This is a genomic window from Sphingomicrobium sediminis, from assembly GCF_023805295.1.
Lineage (GTDB): Bacteria > Pseudomonadota > Alphaproteobacteria > Sphingomonadales > Sphingomonadaceae > Sphingomicrobium > Sphingomicrobium sediminis.
Window position 1 is genome coordinate 365,503 of the sequence record NZ_JAMSHT010000001.1, and the last position, 17,797, is coordinate 383,299.

23 protein-coding genes and 1 tRNA gene are annotated in these 17,797 nt (G+C 62.1%); 17 read left to right on the forward strand and 7 right to left on the reverse strand.

Features of this window, described 5'->3' with window-relative positions:
- Window positions 1-84 precede the first annotated feature (84 nt).
- The 4 genes from rpsI to NDO55_RS01805 form a co-directional block, all read right to left on the reverse strand.
- Window positions 85-687 (reverse strand): 30S ribosomal protein S9, encoded by a 603-nt coding sequence (rpsI, locus tag NDO55_RS01790; protein ID WP_252111856.1) that lies wholly within the window; start codon window positions 685-687, stop codon window positions 85-87.
- A complete protein-coding gene (gene rplM / locus NDO55_RS01795) occupies window positions 687-1,166 on the reverse strand; it encodes a 50S ribosomal protein L13 (RefSeq protein WP_252111858.1) in 480 nt (159 codons plus the stop codon). The genes rpsI and rplM overlap by 1 nt, the downstream gene beginning before the upstream one ends.
- Before the next feature lie 115 nt (window positions 1,167-1,281).
- The gene (gene cutA, locus NDO55_RS01800) at window positions 1,282-1,614 is read right to left on the reverse strand and encodes a divalent-cation tolerance protein CutA (protein WP_252111860.1); all 333 of its coding nucleotides are present in this window, start codon (window positions 1,612-1,614) and stop codon (window positions 1,282-1,284) included.
- Window positions 1,611-2,660, reverse strand: coding sequence for a COX15/CtaA family protein (locus NDO55_RS01805; protein WP_252111862.1), 1,050 nt, complete (start codon window positions 2,658-2,660; stop codon window positions 1,611-1,613). The genes cutA and NDO55_RS01805 overlap by 4 nt, the downstream gene beginning before the upstream one ends.
- A gap of 158 nt (window positions 2,661-2,818) precedes the next feature.
- Between NDO55_RS01805 and NDO55_RS01810 the strand changes: the two genes are divergently transcribed.
- From NDO55_RS01810 to NDO55_RS01880, 15 genes are all read left to right on the forward strand, one after another.
- Window positions 2,819-3,199: a MerC domain-containing protein gene (locus NDO55_RS01810; protein ID WP_252111864.1), complete on the forward strand. Its 381-nt coding sequence runs from the start codon at window positions 2,819-2,821 to the stop codon at window positions 3,197-3,199.
- Between the two features lie 37 nt (window positions 3,200-3,236).
- Window positions 3,237-3,704, forward strand: a complete 468-nt coding sequence (locus tag NDO55_RS01815) for a Fur family transcriptional regulator (RefSeq protein ID WP_252111866.1) — start codon at window positions 3,237-3,239, stop codon at window positions 3,702-3,704.
- Window positions 3,705-3,813: 109 nt separating this feature from the next.
- Window positions 3,814-5,739: a 1-deoxy-D-xylulose-5-phosphate synthase gene (dxs, locus tag NDO55_RS01820; RefSeq protein WP_252111868.1), complete on the forward strand. Its 1,926-nt coding sequence runs from the start codon at window positions 3,814-3,816 to the stop codon at window positions 5,737-5,739.
- Between the two features lie 17 nt (window positions 5,740-5,756).
- Window positions 5,757-6,119, forward strand: coding sequence for a diacylglycerol kinase (locus NDO55_RS01825; RefSeq protein ID WP_252111870.1), 363 nt, complete (start codon window positions 5,757-5,759; stop codon window positions 6,117-6,119).
- A gap of 63 nt (window positions 6,120-6,182) precedes the next feature.
- The gene (locus tag NDO55_RS01830) at window positions 6,183-6,788 is read left to right on the forward strand and encodes an STM3941 family protein (RefSeq protein WP_252111872.1); all 606 of its coding nucleotides are present in this window, start codon (window positions 6,183-6,185) and stop codon (window positions 6,786-6,788) included.
- A gap of 1 nt (window position 6,789) precedes the next feature.
- On the forward strand, window positions 6,790-7,380 hold the full coding sequence (locus NDO55_RS01835; protein WP_252111873.1) for a hypothetical protein: 591 nt from the start codon (window positions 6,790-6,792) through the stop codon (window positions 7,378-7,380).
- Entirely contained in the window at window positions 7,380-7,991 is a 612-nt protein-coding gene (locus NDO55_RS01840; protein ID WP_252111875.1) for an STM3941 family protein, read from the forward strand. The genes NDO55_RS01835 and NDO55_RS01840 overlap by 1 nt, the downstream gene beginning before the upstream one ends.
- A 100-nt stretch (window positions 7,992-8,091) precedes the next feature.
- Complete coding sequence (locus tag NDO55_RS01845; RefSeq protein WP_252111877.1) at window positions 8,092-9,171, forward strand: endonuclease/exonuclease/phosphatase family protein; 1,080 nt, start codon at window positions 8,092-8,094, stop codon at window positions 9,169-9,171.
- Complete coding sequence (locus NDO55_RS01850) at window positions 9,155-9,898, forward strand: TlyA family RNA methyltransferase (RefSeq protein WP_252111879.1); 744 nt, start codon at window positions 9,155-9,157, stop codon at window positions 9,896-9,898. The genes NDO55_RS01845 and NDO55_RS01850 overlap by 17 nt, the downstream gene beginning before the upstream one ends.
- The gene (locus NDO55_RS01855; protein ID WP_252111881.1) at window positions 9,895-10,404 is read left to right on the forward strand and encodes a TspO/MBR family protein; all 510 of its coding nucleotides are present in this window, start codon (window positions 9,895-9,897) and stop codon (window positions 10,402-10,404) included. Before NDO55_RS01850 ends, NDO55_RS01855 begins: the two co-directional genes overlap by 4 nt.
- A 13-nt stretch (window positions 10,405-10,417) precedes the next feature.
- Window positions 10,418-10,696, forward strand: coding sequence for an accessory factor UbiK family protein (locus NDO55_RS01860; RefSeq protein ID WP_252111883.1), 279 nt, complete (start codon window positions 10,418-10,420; stop codon window positions 10,694-10,696).
- Window positions 10,697-10,708: 12 nt separating this feature from the next.
- Entirely contained in the window at window positions 10,709-11,209 is a 501-nt protein-coding gene (locus NDO55_RS01865) for a type III secretion system chaperone family protein (protein ID WP_252111885.1), read from the forward strand.
- Window positions 11,206-12,012, forward strand: coding sequence for a pyrroline-5-carboxylate reductase family protein (locus NDO55_RS01870; protein ID WP_252111887.1), 807 nt, complete (start codon window positions 11,206-11,208; stop codon window positions 12,010-12,012). The genes NDO55_RS01865 and NDO55_RS01870 overlap by 4 nt, the downstream gene beginning before the upstream one ends.
- A 76-nt stretch (window positions 12,013-12,088) precedes the next feature.
- Window positions 12,089-12,973 carry a branched-chain amino acid aminotransferase gene (locus NDO55_RS01875; protein WP_252111889.1) on the forward strand — a complete coding sequence of 295 codons (885 nt, stop codon included), beginning with the start codon at window positions 12,089-12,091 and terminating at the stop codon, window positions 12,971-12,973.
- A gap of 61 nt (window positions 12,974-13,034) precedes the next feature.
- On the forward strand, window positions 13,035-15,440 hold the full coding sequence (locus NDO55_RS01880) for a putative bifunctional diguanylate cyclase/phosphodiesterase (RefSeq protein WP_252111891.1): 2,406 nt from the start codon (window positions 13,035-13,037) through the stop codon (window positions 15,438-15,440).
- A 66-nt stretch (window positions 15,441-15,506) separates the two neighbouring features.
- Here NDO55_RS01880 and NDO55_RS01885 read toward each other — a convergent pair whose 3' ends face one another.
- Window positions 15,507-15,737 (reverse strand): hypothetical protein, encoded by a 231-nt coding sequence (locus tag NDO55_RS01885; RefSeq protein WP_252111893.1) that lies wholly within the window; start codon window positions 15,735-15,737, stop codon window positions 15,507-15,509.
- 332 nt (window positions 15,738-16,069) lie between these two features.
- Here NDO55_RS01885 and NDO55_RS01890 point away from each other — a divergent pair.
- A tRNA-Gln gene (locus NDO55_RS01890) sits at window positions 16,070-16,144 on the forward strand.
- Window positions 16,145-16,234: 90 nt separating this feature from the next.
- On the forward strand, window positions 16,235-16,366 hold the full coding sequence (locus NDO55_RS11930) for a hypothetical protein (protein ID WP_279639073.1): 132 nt from the start codon (window positions 16,235-16,237) through the stop codon (window positions 16,364-16,366).
- Here the strand turns inward: NDO55_RS11930 and NDO55_RS01895 are convergent, their stop codons facing one another.
- On the reverse strand, window positions 16,367-16,882 hold the full coding sequence (locus NDO55_RS01895; protein WP_252111895.1) for a CBS domain-containing protein: 516 nt from the start codon (window positions 16,880-16,882) through the stop codon (window positions 16,367-16,369).
- Between the two features lie 256 nt (window positions 16,883-17,138).
- The gene (locus tag NDO55_RS01900) at window positions 17,139-17,714 is read right to left on the reverse strand and encodes a PAS domain-containing protein (RefSeq protein ID WP_252115498.1); all 576 of its coding nucleotides are present in this window, start codon (window positions 17,712-17,714) and stop codon (window positions 17,139-17,141) included.
- Between the last annotated feature and the right edge of the window lie 83 nt (window positions 17,715-17,797).

Genomic DNA, 17,797 nt, shown 5'->3' on the forward strand with positions numbered 1-17,797 from the left:
TCCGTTGCTCGCTGTCTCTCTACATAAGAAAAAGCCGCCCGGTTTCCCGGACGGCTTGTTTCTTCTGCTCGGCAGCTCGCTCGCTTAACGCTTCGAGAACTGGAAGCTACGGCGGGCCTTGGCGCGACCGTACTTCTTACGCTCGACCACGCGGCTGTCGCGGGTGAGGAAGCCGGCACGCTTCACCGTGGTGCGCAGCGCCGGTTCGTACTTGGCGAGGGCCTGGGCGATGCCGTGCAGCACCGCACCGGCCTGGCCCGACAGGCCGCCGCCCTTGACGGTGGCGATCACGTCATACTGCCCAACGCGGTCGGTGATGCCGAACGGCTGGTTGATGATCAGGCGCTGCGTCGGACGCGCGAAATAGACAGCCTGGTCACGACCGTTGATCGTGATCTTGCCCGAGCCCGGCTTGAGCCAGACACGTGCAGCGGCGTCCTTGCGGCGACCGGTCGCATAAGCGCGGCCGAGATCGTCGATTTCCTGCTCGCGAAGCGGGGCTTCCTCCACGACCGGGGTGTCGGCGACGGTTTCGCCTTCGGCCGGGGTGTCGACAGCGGCATCGTCAGCCTTGACGTCCGACTTGTCAGCCTTGGGCTCGGTCTTGGTTTCCTCGACCGTGGCGCCCTGTTCCTGCTTCTTGGTCAGCTCGCCGAGATCAGCGAGACCCTTCTTTTCGTCGGCCATTATGCGCCCACCTTGTTCTTGCGGTTCATCGAAGCGACGTCGAGCACTTCGGGGTTCTGGCCGCCGTGCGGATGCTCGGTGCCGTTATAGAGGTGAAGGTTCTTCATGACGGCGCGGCCAAGCGGACCACGCGGCACCATGTTCTTCACGGCCTTTTCAAGCACGCGCTCGGGGTGCTTGCCCTCGAGGATGCGGGTCGGCGTCGTTTCCTTGATGCCGCCGGCATAACCGGTGTGCTTGTAATATTTCTTGGTGTTCGCCTTGTCCGAGGTGAAGCGCACCTTGTCGGCGTTGATGACGACGACATGGTCGCCGCAATCGACGTGCGGGGTGAAGCTCGGCTTGTGCTTGCCACGGATGTGGTTGGCGATGATCGCGGCAACGCGGCCGACGACCAGGTTTTCAGCATCGATGAGATGCCATTTTTTTTCGACCTCGGCCGGTTTCGCCGGCTTGGTGGTCTTCATCAGCGCCTTCATGGCCTGATCCTTTCCAAAAATTACGAAAGGCACGGGGTCAGCCCCATGCCGTTGCCGCGCCTAATGACGGCGGGAGGCGATTAAGTCAAGTTTTGCGGGGCCTTGCTGGCGGGTATCAAGATACCGCCCTGCAATTCTCTTCGATCCACGCGCCATATTCGGGGGTCGTCTCGACGATCGGCCAGGCGGTGATGGCGGGGACGGAAAAGCCGTGCAGTGCCTTCACCCGCGCCGCGAGCGCGTCGAAATTGTGGCCCATCGTCTTGGCGACGACCGGGAATTCGGCGCCGGTCTCGACCGCGCCTTCCCAGCGATAGATGCTCTTGGCCTGGCCGAGGATGTTGCAGCAGGCAGCGAGCCGTTCCTCGACCAGCGCGCGGGCGATTTCCTGCGCTTCGCCGAGCGCGGAGCACATGATGTACACACTGATCGGGCCGTCATGGCTCATGCGCGGCGGCCCAGCACGTGCGCGCCCCAGGCGAGCGAGGCGACGAGCAGCGCGCCGACCGCCTGGTGGAGGACGGCTAGGACGATGTTCATGCCGCTCAGGACGGTGGCGATTCCCAGCAGCACCTGCGTGCCGACCGTTGCATGCATGGCGATCGAGGCGCGCCGGTCATGCGGTTTGACGCGGATGGCGAGCCAGATCAGCGCACCGGCCGCGATCCATGCCCACCAGCGGTGCATCCAGTGGATGAGGAAGGGATCGTTGGTCAGCGTGTTCCAGGTGCCGCCGGCCCACTCGATCGCATTGTCGGGATAGAAACGCTCGAACATCAGCGGCCATTCGCTGCTGATATATCCGGCATTGAGGCCGGCGACCCAGGCGCCGAGCAGGAGCTGGATGAACAGGATGAGCGCGACCGGCAGCGCAGCGGTGCGGAGCGTGGCCGGCTTTGTGTTGCCGCGGGCGAACTGGCGCAGGTCGAGCGCGGTCCAGATAAGGCCGGCAAGGATGAACAGCGCGGTCAGGAGGTGCGCAGCGAGACGGAAATGCGAGACGTCGGTACGCCCGACGAGGCCCGATTGTACCATATACCAGCCCAGCGCCCCTTGGCTTGCGCCCAGCAGGAAGAGGGCGACGAGGCGTGGCTTGTAGCCCTCCGGGATCGCATTGCGGATCCAAAACCAGGCCAGCGGAATGAAGAAGGCAACGCCGACCATGCGGGCGAGGAAACGGTGGAACCACTCCCAGAAATAGATCTGTTTGAACTGGGCCAAATCCATGCCTGCCGGCCCATTCACCTCGATATATTCGGTGGTCTGGCGGTAGAGCGCGAATTCGCTCTCCCATTTCTCCGCCGACAAGGGCGGCAGCGTGCCGGTGATGAGGTCCCAACGGGTGATGGACAGCCCGCTTTCGGTGAGGCGGGTGATGCCGCCCACGACGACCATGATGAAGACCAGCCCCGCCACGGCAAACAGCCAGTTGGCGATGGCGATGGGCCGTGCGGTGGCCCTGCTAGCAGAGGAAATACCAGATTCGACGTTCATGATGCGGCGCATATGGCGCGAGCCGCCCACAAAGAAAAGAGGAACCAAGGGCTTAGGGGTGCCGGGAGACGGTGCAATGCTGACTTTCGACGAACAGGTTCAAAAATCGTGCAATGTGATATTGTATCTTAATACTGTCCGGCCTATATGGGCCTCATATGAACGCCACGACTCTTACTGCGGCCCTGGCCACCCGACGCGCAGATCGCATCGCGATCGGCCTGTCCGGCCTGTGCCTGGTGCACTGCATCGCGACGGTCGCCTTCGTGGCGACGGTTGCGAGTGCCGGTGGCTTGCTGGGCAGCGAAATCGTGCATGAAGTCGGCCTCGGGCTGGCGATGATCATCGGCGCCTATGCGCTCGGCCGCGGCATTTTCGAGCATCGCTACATGATGCCGAGCGCGGTCGGCGGGCTTGGCCTCGGCGTGATGGGCGGTGCGCTTACCATGCCGCATGACGGCAACGAACTGCTCGCCACGATGGTCGGTGTGGCGATCCTCGCACTGGGGCACCGTCTTAACGAAATCGCCAGCGACTAAACTTGCCGCTGCGGCGCGTAGGGCCTATTTAGCTGAGATGGCCGATCACGATCACAAACATCACCATCACGAAGGCACCGAGCTGAGGGTTGCAGCGAAGAAGCGCATGCAGGCCGAAGGCGAACAGTGGACCGCGATGCGAGAAAGTGTGTTCGAAGCGCTCGCCACATTCGACCAGCCGGCCAGCGCCTATGATATTGCCGAGAAGGTCGGACAGGCCCGAGGCAAGCGCGTCGCGGCCAACAGCGTGTATCGCATCCTCGATCTGTTCGTGAACGCGAACCTCGCCGCGCGGGTCGAGAGCGCGAACGCCTATGTCGCCAACGCGCATCCCGATTGCCTGCACGATTGCATCTTCCTGATCTGCGACGATTGCGGGAAGGCGACCCATCTCGACGACGATTATCTGTCGGGCGGGGTGCGCGACGCAGCCAAGGGCGCGGGCTTCGTCCCCAAGCGCCCGGTCATCGAAGTGCGTGGCACCTGCGGCGACTGCGCCGACTGACACCCCGAATGTCCAGCTGGCTGGACAAGTTCCCGTTTCTGGTCGAAACTCGAGCCCCTCTTCTGGAGAAGGTATGTACGTGAGCCGAAAGCCGCGTTACGGAGGTGGCATGAATCAACGTCCCGACACGCCGTTGCTGGATACGGTCCAGTATCCCGCCGACCTTCGAAAGCTCGACAAGAGCCAGCTGAAGCAATTTGCCGACGAGCTTCGCGCCGAGATGATCGACGCGGTCAGTACGTCGGGCGGCCACCTTGGATCCGGGCTTGGCGTAGTCGAATTGACCGTGGCCATCCATTACGTGTTCGACACCCCCAATGACCGGTTGATCTGGGACGTCGGGCACCAATGTTATCCGCACAAGATCATCACCGGGCGACGCGACCGGATCCGGACGTTGCGCCAGGGCGGGGGTCTGTCGGGTTTCACCAAGCGGGCCGAAAGCGAATACGATCCCTTCGGCGCAGCGCACAGCTCGACGTCGATCAGCGCGGGCGTCGGTTTTGCCGTCTCCAACAAGCTGACCGGCAGCGACGGGCGCGTCATTGCCGTCATCGGCGATGGATCGATGAGCGCGGGTCTCGCCTACGAAGCGATGAACAATGCCGAACAGGCGGGCAATCGCCTGATCGTTATCCTGAACGACAATGACATGTCGATCGCCCCGCCGGTGGGCGGCTTGTCGCACTATCTCGCGCGGTTGGTGTCGAGCGATACCTATCTCAAGACGCGCGATTTTGCCTCGCGGCTATTCCGCCGGGTCTCCAAGCGCGTGCACAAGACCGCCGCCAAGGCCGAGGAATATGCCCGCGGCATGGTCACCGGCGGTACGCTGTTCGAGGAACTGGGCTTCTATTATGTCGGCCCGGTCGACGGCCATGATGTCGTGACCCTCGTCGACATTCTAGAAAATGTCCGCGATGCCGAAGAAGGACCGATCCTGATCCATGCCCGCACCGTAAAGGGCAAGGGCTATGAGCCTGCGGAAAATAGCGCCGACAAATATCACGGCGTCGCCAAGTTCGATGTTGTCTCGGGCGAACAGAAGAAGAGCTCGGGCGGGCCGCCCAGCTATACCAAGGTGTTTGCCAATGCGCTGATCGCGGAAGCGAAAAAGGACGACAAGATTGTCGGCATCACCGCCGCCATGCCGGGCGGCACCGGTATGGACGATTTCGAGAAGGCGTTCCCGGATCGCATGTTCGACGTCGGCATTGCCGAGCAGCATGGCGTTTGCTTTGCCGCCGGTCTCGCTGCGCAGGGCCACAAGCCCTTCGTCGCCATCTATTCGACCTTCCTCCAGCGTGCCTACGACCAGGTCGTGCATGACGTGGCGATCCAGAACCTGCCGGTCCGCTTCGCGATGGACCGTGCCGGGCTGGTTGGCGCCGACGGCTGCACCCATGCGGGCAGCTTCGATCTCGCTTATCTCTGCACGCTCCCCAATTTCGTCGTCATGGCGGCCTCCGACGAGGCCGAGCTCACGCATATGGTCCATACCATGGCCGAATATGACGATGGCCCCATCGCGGTGCGCTATCCGCGCGGCGCGGGCACGGGCGTCGAAATCCCGGCAGTCCCGGAAAAGCTCGAGATCGGCAAAGGGCGGATCGTCAAGGACGGCAAGACCGTGGCCCTGATGTGCCTCGGCGCGCGCATGGAAGAGTGCAAGAAGGCGGCCGACATGCTCGAGGCGAAGGGCCTCAGCGTCACCATCGCCGACATGCGTTTTGCCAAGCCGCTCGACGAAGCGCTGATCCGCGATCTGCTCTCGCGCCACGAAGTCGCAGTGACGATCGAGGAGGCCGCCGTCGGTGGCTTCGGCGCCCATGTGCTGACCATGGCCTCGGACGATGGCCTGACCGACAGCGGCGTGAAGATCCGCACGATGCGCCTGCCCGACGTCTTCCAGGACCAGGACGCGCCGGCCAAGCAATATGAGGAAGCGGGTCTTACCGCGCCCGACATCGTCGAGACCGTACTGACCGCGCTCCAGCGCAACGATGTCAGCGTCGAAGAGGGCCAGATCGCCTGAGCGACACCCGCTTTACATTGATCGGCCGTATCAAGGCGCTGCGCTTTGCGTGGCAGGGCCTCGTCTTCCTGTGGAAAGGCGAGCCGACGACGCGTTTCCATCTCATCGGCACCATCGCCGCCATCATCGCAGGCTTCGCCTTCGGGATCGAGCGCTGGGAATGGGTGTTCGTCATTACCTTCACGACCCTCGTCTGGTTTGCCGAGGCGGTGAACACCGCGGTCGAGCGGCTCGCCGATGCCGTCACGCTCGAGCATCATCCGCTGATCGGCAAGGCCAAGGACGTTGCCTCGGCTGCAGTATTGATCATCAGCCTTGGCGCCGCAGCCGGCGGGGTCGTCGTGTTCGGTCCCTACGTGCTGGCGCTGCTCGGCGTTTAACGCCCCTTCAACCTTCTTTGGCGTAACGAATCCCGTAAACCTAAGGTTTGGGGGATCAGTATCATGCATAAACCGCCGACGTTCGAGGCGCGTAATTCGCCGGTCCAACTGGCGCTTTGGAGCGTCTTAAGCCTCGGCTTCTTCATACTGTCGATGTGGATTTCCGGCGTATTCGGCGAACCGCCGAGCCCGCGGAAGGCCTTCTGGGGCTATATCCTCATGCCGATTTTCTTCGTCACTTTTCTCATCATGGTGACGCGCTTTGCCGAGGCGGGGGTCCAACTGCGTGCCTCGCCAGCGGGGCTCTATTATCAGCGCTATTCGAAGAAGACGATTCCCTGGAACAGCATCGAATCGGTGCGTGAGTGGGATTACCAGAACAGCAAGCTCGCGCTCATCGACCTCGATACCAAGCGCTATCCGCCCGAGGGCCTGCACGCCATCCTGCGCCCGCTCAACAAGATGGCGAACAAGGGCGATTTCCACATTTCGATGATGGGGCTCGATGCCGATTTCGACGAGCTGATGCTCGCGCTCGAGGAGCATATCGCCTTCCACGCCGCCTGCGAGGCCGGCACGATCGAACAGTTCGAGGCGCAAGCTACCATCCCGACGGCGGCACCGGGCCTGCGCGCCCGCGCCGGCGGGTTCGGCCGCAAGGGTATCTGACGTGAGCGCGCCTGTTTTCCAGGCGAAACGCGACCAGAAGCGCAATGCCGGACTGGCATTATTCTATCTGGCATTCGCTGCCGCATTGCTGGCCTTTTCGGGCGTTCTCGATAGCAGCGTCTCGGGCCGCCGCGGTATGGCGCTGGGCTTCGTCCTTGCTCCGATCATGGCGATGCTCGGTCTCCTCTACGCCTCGCGCCTGTTGGAAAACGGGGTGCAATTGCGCGTCTCGGACGAGGGGATCCTGTTCGCTCGCTATTCCGACAAGGTGATTGCCTGGAGCGATATTGCCGGGATCGAAACCGAGGAAGCGCAGACGGTGCGCATTCGCTTGCATGAGGATAGCGGCCCGTCGCCGTCATGGGGCTGGATGCTGAGCTATGGTCTGCTCGCGAGCGGCAATGGCGTGTCCGTTTCGATGCGTGGCCTGCATGGAACGGCTGAGCAGCTCGTCACTTCGATTTCTCGTCATTGGGCGCAATATCGCGCGCTGCGCGACGCGCCCAAGGCGTTCGATCCACGTGCCCGCGACCGGCAGCCACAGGCACAAGCTACGACCTATGCGGGCTTCGGCAAGCGGAAGGCAGGCTGATGAGCGACGAACCCGCACGCATCGTATCCAAAACTTCGCTGCGCCCGATGCTGCTTTCGGCGTTCGGCTGCCTGCTAGCCTCAATCGGCTGCTTCTTCCTGTCGGGCATATGGTTCATGCCGCCTGCCGATCATGTCGCCTTCTGGGGCTTTCTCGGCATACCGGTTTTCTCTTCGCTGATGCTGCTGGCGCTGGCATCTCTTGCCGAGCGCGAAGTCGTGCTGCGCGTCCGCCCCGAGGGGCTCTACTATGCGCGTTATTCGGATCGCTTGATCGCCTGGGAGGATATCGAGGCGGTCAAGGAATGCGGTGTCGCCCAGCATCGCGTGCTGTGCATCGAATTGAAGGATCGTCGCGCTTATCCCGCCGGGTTCGAGGCGGAGCGCGCGGTCGATGCGGCGCGGCTCTACAATTTCGGTGATTTTGCCATGTCGATGCGCGGGCTGGCCGGACGTCATGACCGGGTGGTCGAGGCGGTCGAAGCCCACCTCCAGCGTCGCAAGCGCGCGACCAAATTCGTGCCCAAGCCCGCCGAACCGGCACCGACACCGCAGGTCCGCGCCGGGTTCGGTAATCGCAAGCGCCTGCGCGGTCTCGCCGCCGCGGTTTGACGGGATCGCGATCGAGGGTTTCGGTCGCCAACCGGGCGCTGTAGAAGTGCCTTAAATGGCTTCTCGACAACGTCCTCATTATGCAGGCTGGCGGCGCCTGTTGATCCTCGCGCTTGGCGGGCTGGCCTTGTTGTTGGCGGTGGCTGCCATGCTTCCTCTATGGCAAACCGATCACTGGTTCGTGCGCATTCTCGACTTTCCCCGCATGCAGTTGGGCTTTGCGGGCCTGGTGGTCGCGTTTCTCTACGCGGTGCTGGTCCCCGATCCACGCCGCGGACGATCGCTCTTCATCATCGCGGTGCTGCTGGCCGCGACTGGCTGGCAATTTTTCCATGTAGCGCGCTACCTTTTCTTCTTTCCCGAAGAAGTGGCTAGCGAAGAAAACTGTTCGGCCGACAAACGCTTGTCGTTGTTGGGTGCCAACGTGCTCAACGAGAATGAAGACTTTGGCAAAATGCTCGGGCTGGCTCGCCAGCAGGATGCCGACACCATCCTTCTAACCGAGAGCGACAAAGCTTGGGAGGAGGCGATGCGGCCGCTGCACAAAGCTTATCCCTACCGGATCGCGGTGCCGCTGGAGAATAGTTACGGCATGCATCTTTATTCGCGTCTGCCGATGAGCGGGGAAGTGAAATATCGTGTACAGGACGACATTCCTTCGATCGATGCACGCATCACGATGCGCGATGGTAGCGAGGTCATTCTCTTTGCAATCCATCCCGAACCACCTCGCCCCGGCGACGATAGCGGCGAGCGTGATGCCGAGCTCGTGCTCGTTGGTCGAGAAGCGCGTGACGAAGGGAGGGCATCGCTCGTCTTCGGCGACTTCAATGATGTGGGTTGGTCATCCACGACGCTTCTTTTCGGTGAGGTGTCGGGCACGTTCGATCCGCGAGTGGGGCGCGAATTGCTGCCAACCTTTAACGCGAATTGGCCGATGATGCGCTGGCCCCTCGACCATCTGTTTGTCTCGCCGCATTGGGCTCTCGTGGAAATGGAGCGGCTTGGCCAAATCGGTTCTGACCATTTCCCCGTCGGCTTCACGCTCTGTCTCAAGCAGGATGCGGGCGATACTCTAGTGACACCCAGCGCCGACCCCGAAGCCGAGGCCGAGGCCAGCGAACAATTGCGCGAGGGCCGCATCGAGGAAGCGACCGAGGAAGATGGCGAAAAACATTAGAGCTGACCTCCTGCTCGTCGAACGCGGTCTCGCCGAGACACGCAGCAAAGCGCAGGCACTTATACTTTCAGGCAATGTCTTCTCTGCCGAGAGGCGGGTAGAGAAAGCGGGTCAGCCGATGAAGCTCGACGCGCCGCTCGAAGTGCGGGGCAAGGAACATCCCTGGGTCAGCAGGGGCGGCATGAAGCTCGATCACGGCCTCGACCATTTCGGGTTCGATGTGACGGGCATGACCGGTCTGGATGTCGGCAGCTCGACCGGAGGGTTCACGGACGTATTGCTGACGCGCGGAGCGGCAAAAGTGTTCGCAGTCGATGTCGGCACCAACCAGCTGGCGTGGAAACTGCGCAATGACGAGCGCGTCATTGTCCACGAACAGACCAATGCGCGGCATCTCAACGCCGACATCGTGACCGAGGCACCCGACATCGTGGTCTGCGACGCGAGCTTCATCGCGCTGCACAAGGTGCTCGACGCCGCGCTCGGCCTTGCCAAGGATGGTGCGAAACTGGTCGCCTTGGTCAAACCGCAGTTCGAGGCGGGGCGCGAGGAAGTGGGTAAGGGCGGGGTCGTACGCGACCCTCAAGTCCACCAGCGGGTCTGCAATGAGGCGGCGGAATGGGTCCGATCAAAGGGTTGGCGCGTATTGGGTGTCGAGACGAGCCCGATCACGGGCCCTGAAGGCAATGTCGAGTTCCTGCTCGGCGCAATCAAAGGTGAAGAATGAGCGACGCGAAAAACGACAAGGGTATCTGGAAACGCGCTTTGTGGCTGGTGCCGCTGACCGTAGTGGGTGGCAGCCTGTCGGGGATCGGCTTCGGTCCCGACGGCTGGTATGAGGCGCTCGAGAAACCGAGTTTCCAGCCGCCAAGCTATCTGTTCGGCATCGTCTGGCCGGCGCTCTACACGATGATCGCGCTGGCGCTCGCGACGGTACTCAACGAGCCGCGCAGCAAGGCGCGCGATACGGCAGTGACGCTGTGGATCATCCAGCTCGCCATCAATTTCACCTGGAGCTATGCATTCTTCGAGGCGCGGGCGATCGGCTATGCCAAGTGGCACCTGCTCGCCATGCTGGTCGTGGCAGCGCTGACGGCGGGACGTTTCTATCGCATCCGTCCCCTAGCGGGATTGCTCATGCTGCCCTATCTTGCATGGCTCATCTTCGCGTTCACGCTTAACAGCGCGATCGTGTCGCTCAATCCGGGGGCGGGGCAGCCGCTCTTCGGTTAGGAGGAACAAAGTAATGCAGTCGCAGAACAAGATTTTCGACGATCTCGCCAAGGTGCTGAACGGTGCGGCGGGGACGTTTGCCGGCATGGGTCGCGAGGCGCAGGCCTCGATGCGCGATCGCCTCAAGGACATGATGGGCACCGAGGACATGGTGACCCGCGACGAGTTCGAAGCGGTCAAGGCAATGGCGATCAAGGCGCGCGAAGAGAACGAGGCGCTGAAAGCCCGTCTCGACGCCATGGAAGCCGCCAAGAAACCGGCGCCCAAGAAGAAGCCCGCCGCGAAGAAGTAGGGGCCAGGGGACGTGACCAGCGATCAGGGGGATCCGCGCGTCGAGGATGCGCCGGTCGAGATTTTCGAAGCCTATTTCGACGCCCGCGGCTGGGCCAGCGAACGCGTCAGCGAGGGTGAAGTCATGGCCAGCGCGAGCGGAAGCTGGTCTCAGTATGAGCTTCGCGCGGTTTGGCGCTCGGACGACCAGGTCCTGCAATTCCTCGCCTTTCCCGACATCAAGGTCGTGGTCGACAAGAAGGCGCAGGTCTACGAAGCGATCGGCATGATCAACGAGCAGCTCTGGCTCGGTCATTTCGAATATTGGAGCCAGCCCGGCATCATTGCCTTCCGCCATGCCGTCCTCGTCGACAGCTCGGGGCAGATGAGCCTCGAAGAAGCCGAAGCAGTGGCCGAAGCCGCGCTCGAGGAGTGCGAGCGTTTCTATCCGGTTTTCCAGTTCGTCCTGTGGGGCGGCAAGAGCCCGAGTGAAGCAATCCAGGCGGCGCTTATCGATACGGCAGGCGAAGCTTGAGCGGGCTGGTCATGCCCTCCGGCTGGTTCGTCGGCTGCGGCAATATGGGCGGCGCGATGGTCGCGGGATGGGTGAAGGCTGGCGTCGACTTGTCGGCACTGACCGCTATTTCACCCTCGGGTCGTGACATTCCGGGAGTGGCGGTTTCTACCGACCTGCCGGATGGCGAGCCCGAATGGGTCTGGCTTGGCCACAAACCCTATCAAGTCGAAGAGGTTGCCGCGAAGGTCGCGCCGCGTATCGGTGCGCATACCGTTATCCTGTCGATTCTCGCCGGCGTCGAATGCGCGAGCCTGCGGCGATTGTTCCCCGAAGCGCGCGCCATTGTCCGCCTGATGCCCAACCTGCCGGTCAGCGACGGGGAAGGGGTGACGGGCCTCTATTCGGATGACGCCGACCCGGCGCTTCGCGACGAAATCTCCGCCATTGTCGGCAAGCTTGGCTTTGCGCCGTGGGGCGAGCACGAGGCGGACCTCACGGCAATCAGCACGGTTGCGGGCTCGGGCCCGGCTTATGTCGCGCGCTTCATCGCGGCGATGGCCAGACAGGCCGAAGCGCTCGGGCTACCCGCCGAGATCGCGCAGCGCTTGGCGCTGGAAACCGTCGCCGGCACCGGCGTCATGGCACGCGCTTCGGGTGAGGCGATGGGGCCGCTCGCGACCCGCGTTGCCAGCCCCGGTGGATCTACCGAAGCGGGATTAAAGGTACTCGATGGCGATGCCGGTATGGACGATCTCGTCGCCCGTACGGTCGAAGCGGCACGTCGCCGCACCGAAGAGATGGCCGCCGCCGCGCGCGACTGAGCCGCTTTCGTTTCGCCTGCAGTTGACCGCTTGGCGCTTCCTCGCCTAGTCGGGCGCCCAAGGAGAGTTTTCACATATGGTACAGCCCTACGACGATCGCGACGGCTTCATCTGGATGGATGGAGAGCTGAAGCCTTGGCGCGACGCCAATGTCCACATTCTGACACATGCGATGCACTATGCCTCGAGCGTGTTCGAGGGGCAGCGCGCCTATAATGGCAAGATCTTCAAGCTGACCGAGCATTCGGAGCGACTGCGTAAGTCCGCCGAAATCCTCGGCATGGAGTTGCCGTGGAGCGTCGAGGAGATCAACGCGGCGTGCGAGCAGGTGCTGAAAGCCAACGATCTCACCGATGCCTATGTGCGTCCGGTGGCCTGGCGCGGGTCCGAGCAGATGGGAGTCGCGGCGCAGGGTGCCAAGCCGCACATGGCGATTGCCGCATGGAAGTGGGGCAAATATTTCGACGCGGAAAAGGCCGAAAAGGGCATTCGTCTCGACATCGCGCCCTATCGCCGTCCGGCCCCGCACACCGCGCCCGTCCATGCCAAGGCGGCGGGTCTCTACATGATCTGCACCATGTCCAAGCACCATGCCGAAGCACGCGGATACGACGATGCGATGATGCTCGACTGGGAGGGCCGGGTTGCCGAAGCGACCGGCGCCAACGCTTTCTTCGTGCGCGAGGGCAAGCTCTACACGCCGATCGCCGACATCTTCTTGAACGGCATTACCCGCCGCACCGTCATAGACCTCGCCAAAAAGCGCGATATCGAGGTGATCGAGAAGCGCATCTGGCCCGAGGAACTGGCGACGTTTGAGGAAATGTTCCTCACTGGCAGCGCGGCGGAAGTGACCTTCGTGTCGGAGGCCGGCCCGTGGAATTTCACGCCGGGCAACATGTCGCGCCAGCTGCGGCAGGACTATGACGATCTGGTCAACGGGCGGCTCGTAAATAGCTAGGAAATCCAGTCGCTTGAGCCGGTAACCAAATTTTGATAATGCCCCGCCACAACAAGCGTGCATGCGCAAAGTTAAGTGGGGCGCGGAAGCTTTGTCCGAGGATCAGCAACAGCCGTCGAAAAGGGTCATCGAGCCGGTGACCCCGCGCGCCCGGCAAAACGTCTTCTCGCTGCGCGACATGCTGACCCTGGGGAAGGGCAGCACCGCAGTAGTCGACGCGGTGCGCCAGCATCAGGTGGACCATTTCACCCAGATCGGCCCACGCGTCATCCTCGGCAACTTCATGATTGCGATGGTGATGGGGCTGATCGTTCTGCCCTACGTGCCGGACTGGCAGGTCGGGGCCTGGCTCGCGCTGTGCCTGGTCGGCGCCGGTATTCAGGCGCGCCGGCACCTGCGCCTTCATCGTGATCGTGACTATCGGCGTCGCAAGCCGGCGACATTCAGCTCTGCAACGTTCGGCACGGCGCTGACCTCGGTTTTGTGGCTGCCGGTGGCGTTGTGGTGGTTCCCCGAGCTCCCGCAGCTACAGCAACTCGTCATTGTCGGTCTTGGCGTCGTGGTGATGAGTACGGGCGCCTTCCTGCTCGTCTATGTGCCGCCCGCGGCGCTCGTCTACACCGCTATCCTCACCCTTTGCGGGCTAGTGATTGCCGGCTATGTCGGCAGCCCCGAAATCGCTGCACTCGTCCTGTTCTTTTCGATTGCGCTCACGACGGCCTCGCTGTTCATCGCCCACGAATTATTCGTCCAGACCAAGAGCCGCATCCAGCTCGCGGAGATGGGCGAGTTGGTCGATCTCCTTCGCGAATTGGATGCGCCGGGTTCGGGCGGGTTGTGGGAGCTGGATAACGAGCTTCGCTTCACCAAAGTGAGCGACAGCCTTGCCTTTGCGGTCGGTAAGACGCCGGATTCCATCGCCGGCCTGCTCGTCTTCAAGCTCATGGATCCCGACGGACGCTTCGTGAACATGTCGAGCGGCATGCGCAGCTTGTTCGGTCATTTCCGCGCCTCAGAACCGTTTCGCGATGTCGTGGTGCCGCAAGTCTATACCGATCGCTGGTGGTCGCTGTCGGGCAACCCCTTTTTCGACGAGGATGGCAAGCTCCTGGGCTGGAAAGGTGTTGCTTCGGATGTGACCGAATCGCGCACCGCCAATGCCGACGCTATGGGCGCGGCGCGTTCGGACCCGCTTACCGGCATCGCGAACCGACTGCTCATTCGCGAGCTGCTCGAGGAAGTGCTGCTCGGCGATCATGACGATCGCAAGGGCTGCGGGCTGCTGCTGGTCGACCTCGACCGCTTCAAGCTGGTCAATGATACGCTCGGCCACGCCATTGGCGACAAGCTGCTCTGCGAAATTGCCGAGCGCTTGGAGGCGGTGGTCGAGGAAGACGGTCATGTCGGCCGTCTCGGCGGCGACGAATTTGCCGTCATCTGGAAGGGCAAGACCGACCGCTACACGCTATCGGGTCTCGCCGAGCGCATCATTTCCGAGGTGAGCCGTACGGTCACCATCGGCGCCGCCAACATCAATGTCGGCGCCACTATCGGCATCGCCATCGGTCGTGCCGATAGCGAGCGCGAGGACCAGCTGATGCGGCTCGCCGATCTGGCTCTCTACAGCGCCAAGAGTAACGGGCGCGGCAGCTATGCCTTCTACGAGCGCGCCATGCTCGAAGCCGCCGAAGATCATCGCCTGCTCGAGAATGACGTCCGTCATGCGCTCAAGAACAAGGATATGAAGCTCGCCTACCAGCCCATCGTCGACGGGGAGACAGGCGAGCTGGTCGGCCGCGAGGCGCTGCTGCGCTGGCATCATCCGACCCGCGGCGACATTGCGCCCGATCGCTTCATCCCGATCATCGAGGATGCGGGGCTCATCCACCAGATTGGCGACTGGGTCATTCGCGAGGCGTGCGAGGAAGCGCAGCGCTGGGACGAGAAAGTCCCGGTTGCGGTCAATATTTCAGCGGCACAACTGACCGGCGCAGGTCTTGCCAAGACGGTCGTCAACGCGCTCGCCGTTTCCGGACTGCATCCCAATCGGCTCGAGCTGGAAGTCACCGAGAGCGTCTTCCTTGGCGATGATCCCGAGACCCTGTCCTCGATCGAGCGGTTGCGCGGACTTGGCGTGCGCATGGTGCTCGACGATTTCGGCAAGGGTTATTCGAGCTTCGGCTATCTTGGCCGCGCGCACTTCTCGAAGATCAAGATCGACAAGAGTTTCGTGCGCGGCGCGGCGGGTGGCGATCAGCAATGCGTCGCGATCGTCAATGCGATCCTGGCGCTGGCCGACGGCCTCGGTATCGAGACGACGGCGGAAGGCGTGGAAACCGAAGCGCAGGCCGATATCATGCGCGATCTTGGCGTCGGCTCGCTGCAGGGCTTCCTCTTCGGCCAGCCCACCTTCCTCGGCGAGAATGTGGTCAATATCGGCGATCATCGCCGCGACATCGTTGCCTAAAAGACTTGGGCGGCCCGCCCCGTAGAGGGGGCGACCCGCCCATCACAATCCCCAGTCATGTCGACCTCAATATGCGTTGATATCCTCGACGATAAGCTTGCCCTTGGCAGCTTCATGGAGGGTATCGGTGCAGGACCGCGCGGCAATGCCGCCAATCTTGCATTCGCTCACCGGGGCCTGGACCGACTGGGTCGGCTCCTGAGCATGGGCCGGATCGGCGACGATGATGCTCGCCGGGGCCAGAACGGCCAGCAGGCCGATGATACCAAGATTGCAAACGTCGGTGCACTTCATCATTTTTCTTCTCCCTTTTTCCCTGGGCCCTTTTGATCGGGCATCCTTGTTATGGGGTGGGGAGGGCGCCGAAATCCTAGGCGGGGTCTGATTTGTTCGTGAAATGAATGTCAGCGAAAATTTCAGAATCTTATCTCACTAAATCAGTGGTTTAACGCGATTTTGGTCGATTGGTTTGGATTTGCGACCGAGCGGATGGCGCCATCAGACTCAGAATTGCAATGAATTCAACAGTTTCTCGGCCGCATTTCGGCCTCGACTCGGGTTGTGCCTCGACCAAAGACCCCTTTTCTTGATCGAAGAAGAAGCTATAAGCCGCCCTCACGCTGTGCTGATGGGGTGTAGCCAAGCGGTAAGGCACCGGTTTTTGGTACCGGCATGCGCAGGTTCGAATCCTGCCACCCCAGCCAGCGTCCCCTCTCGAAACTTTTGCACTTCGCCATTCGCTTTATTGCAAAGGCGCTTTCGCGCGCCATGCAAACGCGCAGGAGAGAAGTAGCATGAGTATCGTCAAGAGGATCGCGGTCTTGCCGCGCAAACGCGCAGCCAAGAAACCAAAAGCCGGATCGGCGAAACCCGACAATAATGGCGCGCAGGTCGTGCGCGAGGCGCAGCCCCGCATGACCGACTGATCAGGTGGCGAAGCTGACCGCGATGATGATGACGACCGTATAGGCAAGGATGCCGAACAGGATCATAGGCAGCGAGATGTTCTCGCCGATCGTCGCTTTTGCCAACGCCTTGGCCTGGTCCAGCAGCTCGGGCCATGTGTAGGACACGAAGTCGCCCTGCGTCATGATCGAGACAAGCTTCTGATCACCATCGACGATCGGGAGGCGACGGAAGCGCTCGTTCGACATGATACGGAGCCAGTCGACCAATTCGTCATCGGCATTGGCCGTCCGCACTTCGCTGGTCATTACCTCAGACACTTTGGTCGAGCCCGGATCGCGCCCTTCGGCGATCACGCGGCGCATCAGGTCGCGCTCGGTGAGCATGCCGGTGACGCGATGCGCGTCGTCGACAATGATGATGGAGCCGTAATTCTTTTCCGACATGCGTTTGGCAGCATCGGCGACCATCATGTCGGCGCTCCCGGTCATCGGAGCAGGCTTGGTCTTATATTCGGCGCGGTCGATAATTCGCATGTTCGTCTCCCAGACTTCCCCCCGCCCGGGTTAACGAGGCTGTCGCCCCGCATCGTGCGACGGTAATGGAGAGACGCGCGGACAAGGGAAAGCTGGCCTTTTTCCGGTAGCGAAACGATTTTTGTCGGAAGGGTTGGACCCGACCCCGGAAAGTCACGCCAAGAGGGAAGCGGTGAGACTCGTTATGTTGGGACCGGATCCATAATCAAAGATAAGGATCGGACCGCAATAACCTAGCTGGACCTTGGGGTAGGGGTCAGATGCCCGCTTCGACGGCGGTGCGGACGAGTTCGGCGCTGGTGCGCAGCCCGAGCTTTTCCATCACGAGGCCGCGATGCATCTTCACGGTCTTTTCGGAGAGACCAAGTTCCCACGCAATCTGCTTGTTGCGCAGGCCCGAGGCGACGAGCGTCATCACCTGCTTCTGGCGCGGCGAGAGCATCTTCACCTTTTCGGCTGATTCAATGCGGCGCGCGGTCGATGGGCCGGGCGAGCTGTCGCTCAACTCGACCTGGCTGCCGAGGAAATATTGGAGCTCGTCCTCATCATCATAGATGGGCGCCACGACGACCGCATTGCGAAACGGCGTGCCGTCCTTCTTGTAGTTGAGGATCTCGACAAGGACGGGCTTGTGGTCGCGGACCCCCTCGCTGATCGTTTCGGACAACCAGGGCTCGGTACCCGGGCCGGCGAGAAAGCGGCAATTGCGGCCGAGGATTTCCTCGCGGGTGAAGCCGGTAAGCTCGATAAAGGCCTCGTTGACGGCGACGATGGGATTGTCGGGCAGGCGCGGGTCGGAAATGACTGACGCGATCGGGCTGTTCTCGATCAACGACGCCACTTCGGGCGCCGGATCGATCTTCTCGATCGGCACGGTTGGATCCGGCGTTTCGCGCGGACCCGTGGGTTCAGCAA

Bases quoted from the DNA above. Each gene is read 5' to 3' on its own strand.
- NDO55_RS01830 (WP_252111872.1), top strand. From the start codon at position 6,183: ATGCATAAACCGCCGACGTTCGAGGCGCGTAATTCGCCGGTCCAACTG.
- dxs (WP_252111868.1), top strand. From the start codon at position 3,814: ATGAATCAACGTCCCGACACGCCGTTGCTGGATACGGTCCAGTATCCC.
- NDO55_RS11930 (WP_279639073.1), top strand. From the start codon at position 16,235: ATGAGTATCGTCAAGAGGATCGCGGTCTTGCCGCGCAAACGCGCAGCC.
- NDO55_RS01855 (WP_252111881.1), top strand. From the start codon at position 9,895: ATGAGCGACGCGAAAAACGACAAGGGTATCTGGAAACGCGCTTTGTGG.
- NDO55_RS01885 (WP_252111893.1), bottom strand. From the start codon at position 15,737: ATGATGAAGTGCACCGACGTTTGCAATCTTGGTATCATCGGCCTGCTG.
- NDO55_RS01850 (WP_252111879.1), top strand. From the start codon at position 9,155: ATGGCGAAAAACATTAGAGCTGACCTCCTGCTCGTCGAACGCGGTCTC.
- NDO55_RS01875 (WP_252111889.1), top strand. From the start codon at position 12,089: ATGGTACAGCCCTACGACGATCGCGACGGCTTCATCTGGATGGATGGA.
- rplM (WP_252111858.1), bottom strand. From the start codon at position 1,166: ATGAAGGCGCTGATGAAGACCACCAAGCCGGCGAAACCGGCCGAGGTC.
- NDO55_RS01810 (WP_252111864.1), top strand. From the start codon at position 2,819: ATGAACGCCACGACTCTTACTGCGGCCCTGGCCACCCGACGCGCAGAT.
- rpsI (WP_252111856.1), bottom strand. From the start codon at position 687: ATGGCCGACGAAAAGAAGGGTCTCGCTGATCTCGGCGAGCTGACCAAG.
- NDO55_RS01805 (WP_252111862.1), bottom strand. From the start codon at position 2,660: ATGAACGTCGAATCTGGTATTTCCTCTGCTAGCAGGGCCACCGCACGG.
- NDO55_RS01840 (WP_252111875.1), top strand. From the start codon at position 7,380: ATGAGCGACGAACCCGCACGCATCGTATCCAAAACTTCGCTGCGCCCG.
- cutA (WP_252111860.1), bottom strand. From the start codon at position 1,614: ATGAGCCATGACGGCCCGATCAGTGTGTACATCATGTGCTCCGCGCTC.
- NDO55_RS01895 (WP_252111895.1), bottom strand. From the start codon at position 16,882: ATGCGAATTATCGACCGCGCCGAATATAAGACCAAGCCTGCTCCGATG.
- NDO55_RS01815 (WP_252111866.1), top strand. From the start codon at position 3,237: ATGGCCGATCACGATCACAAACATCACCATCACGAAGGCACCGAGCTG.
- NDO55_RS01880 (WP_252111891.1), top strand. From the start codon at position 13,035: ATGCGCAAAGTTAAGTGGGGCGCGGAAGCTTTGTCCGAGGATCAGCAA.
- NDO55_RS01860 (WP_252111883.1), top strand. From the start codon at position 10,418: ATGCAGTCGCAGAACAAGATTTTCGACGATCTCGCCAAGGTGCTGAAC.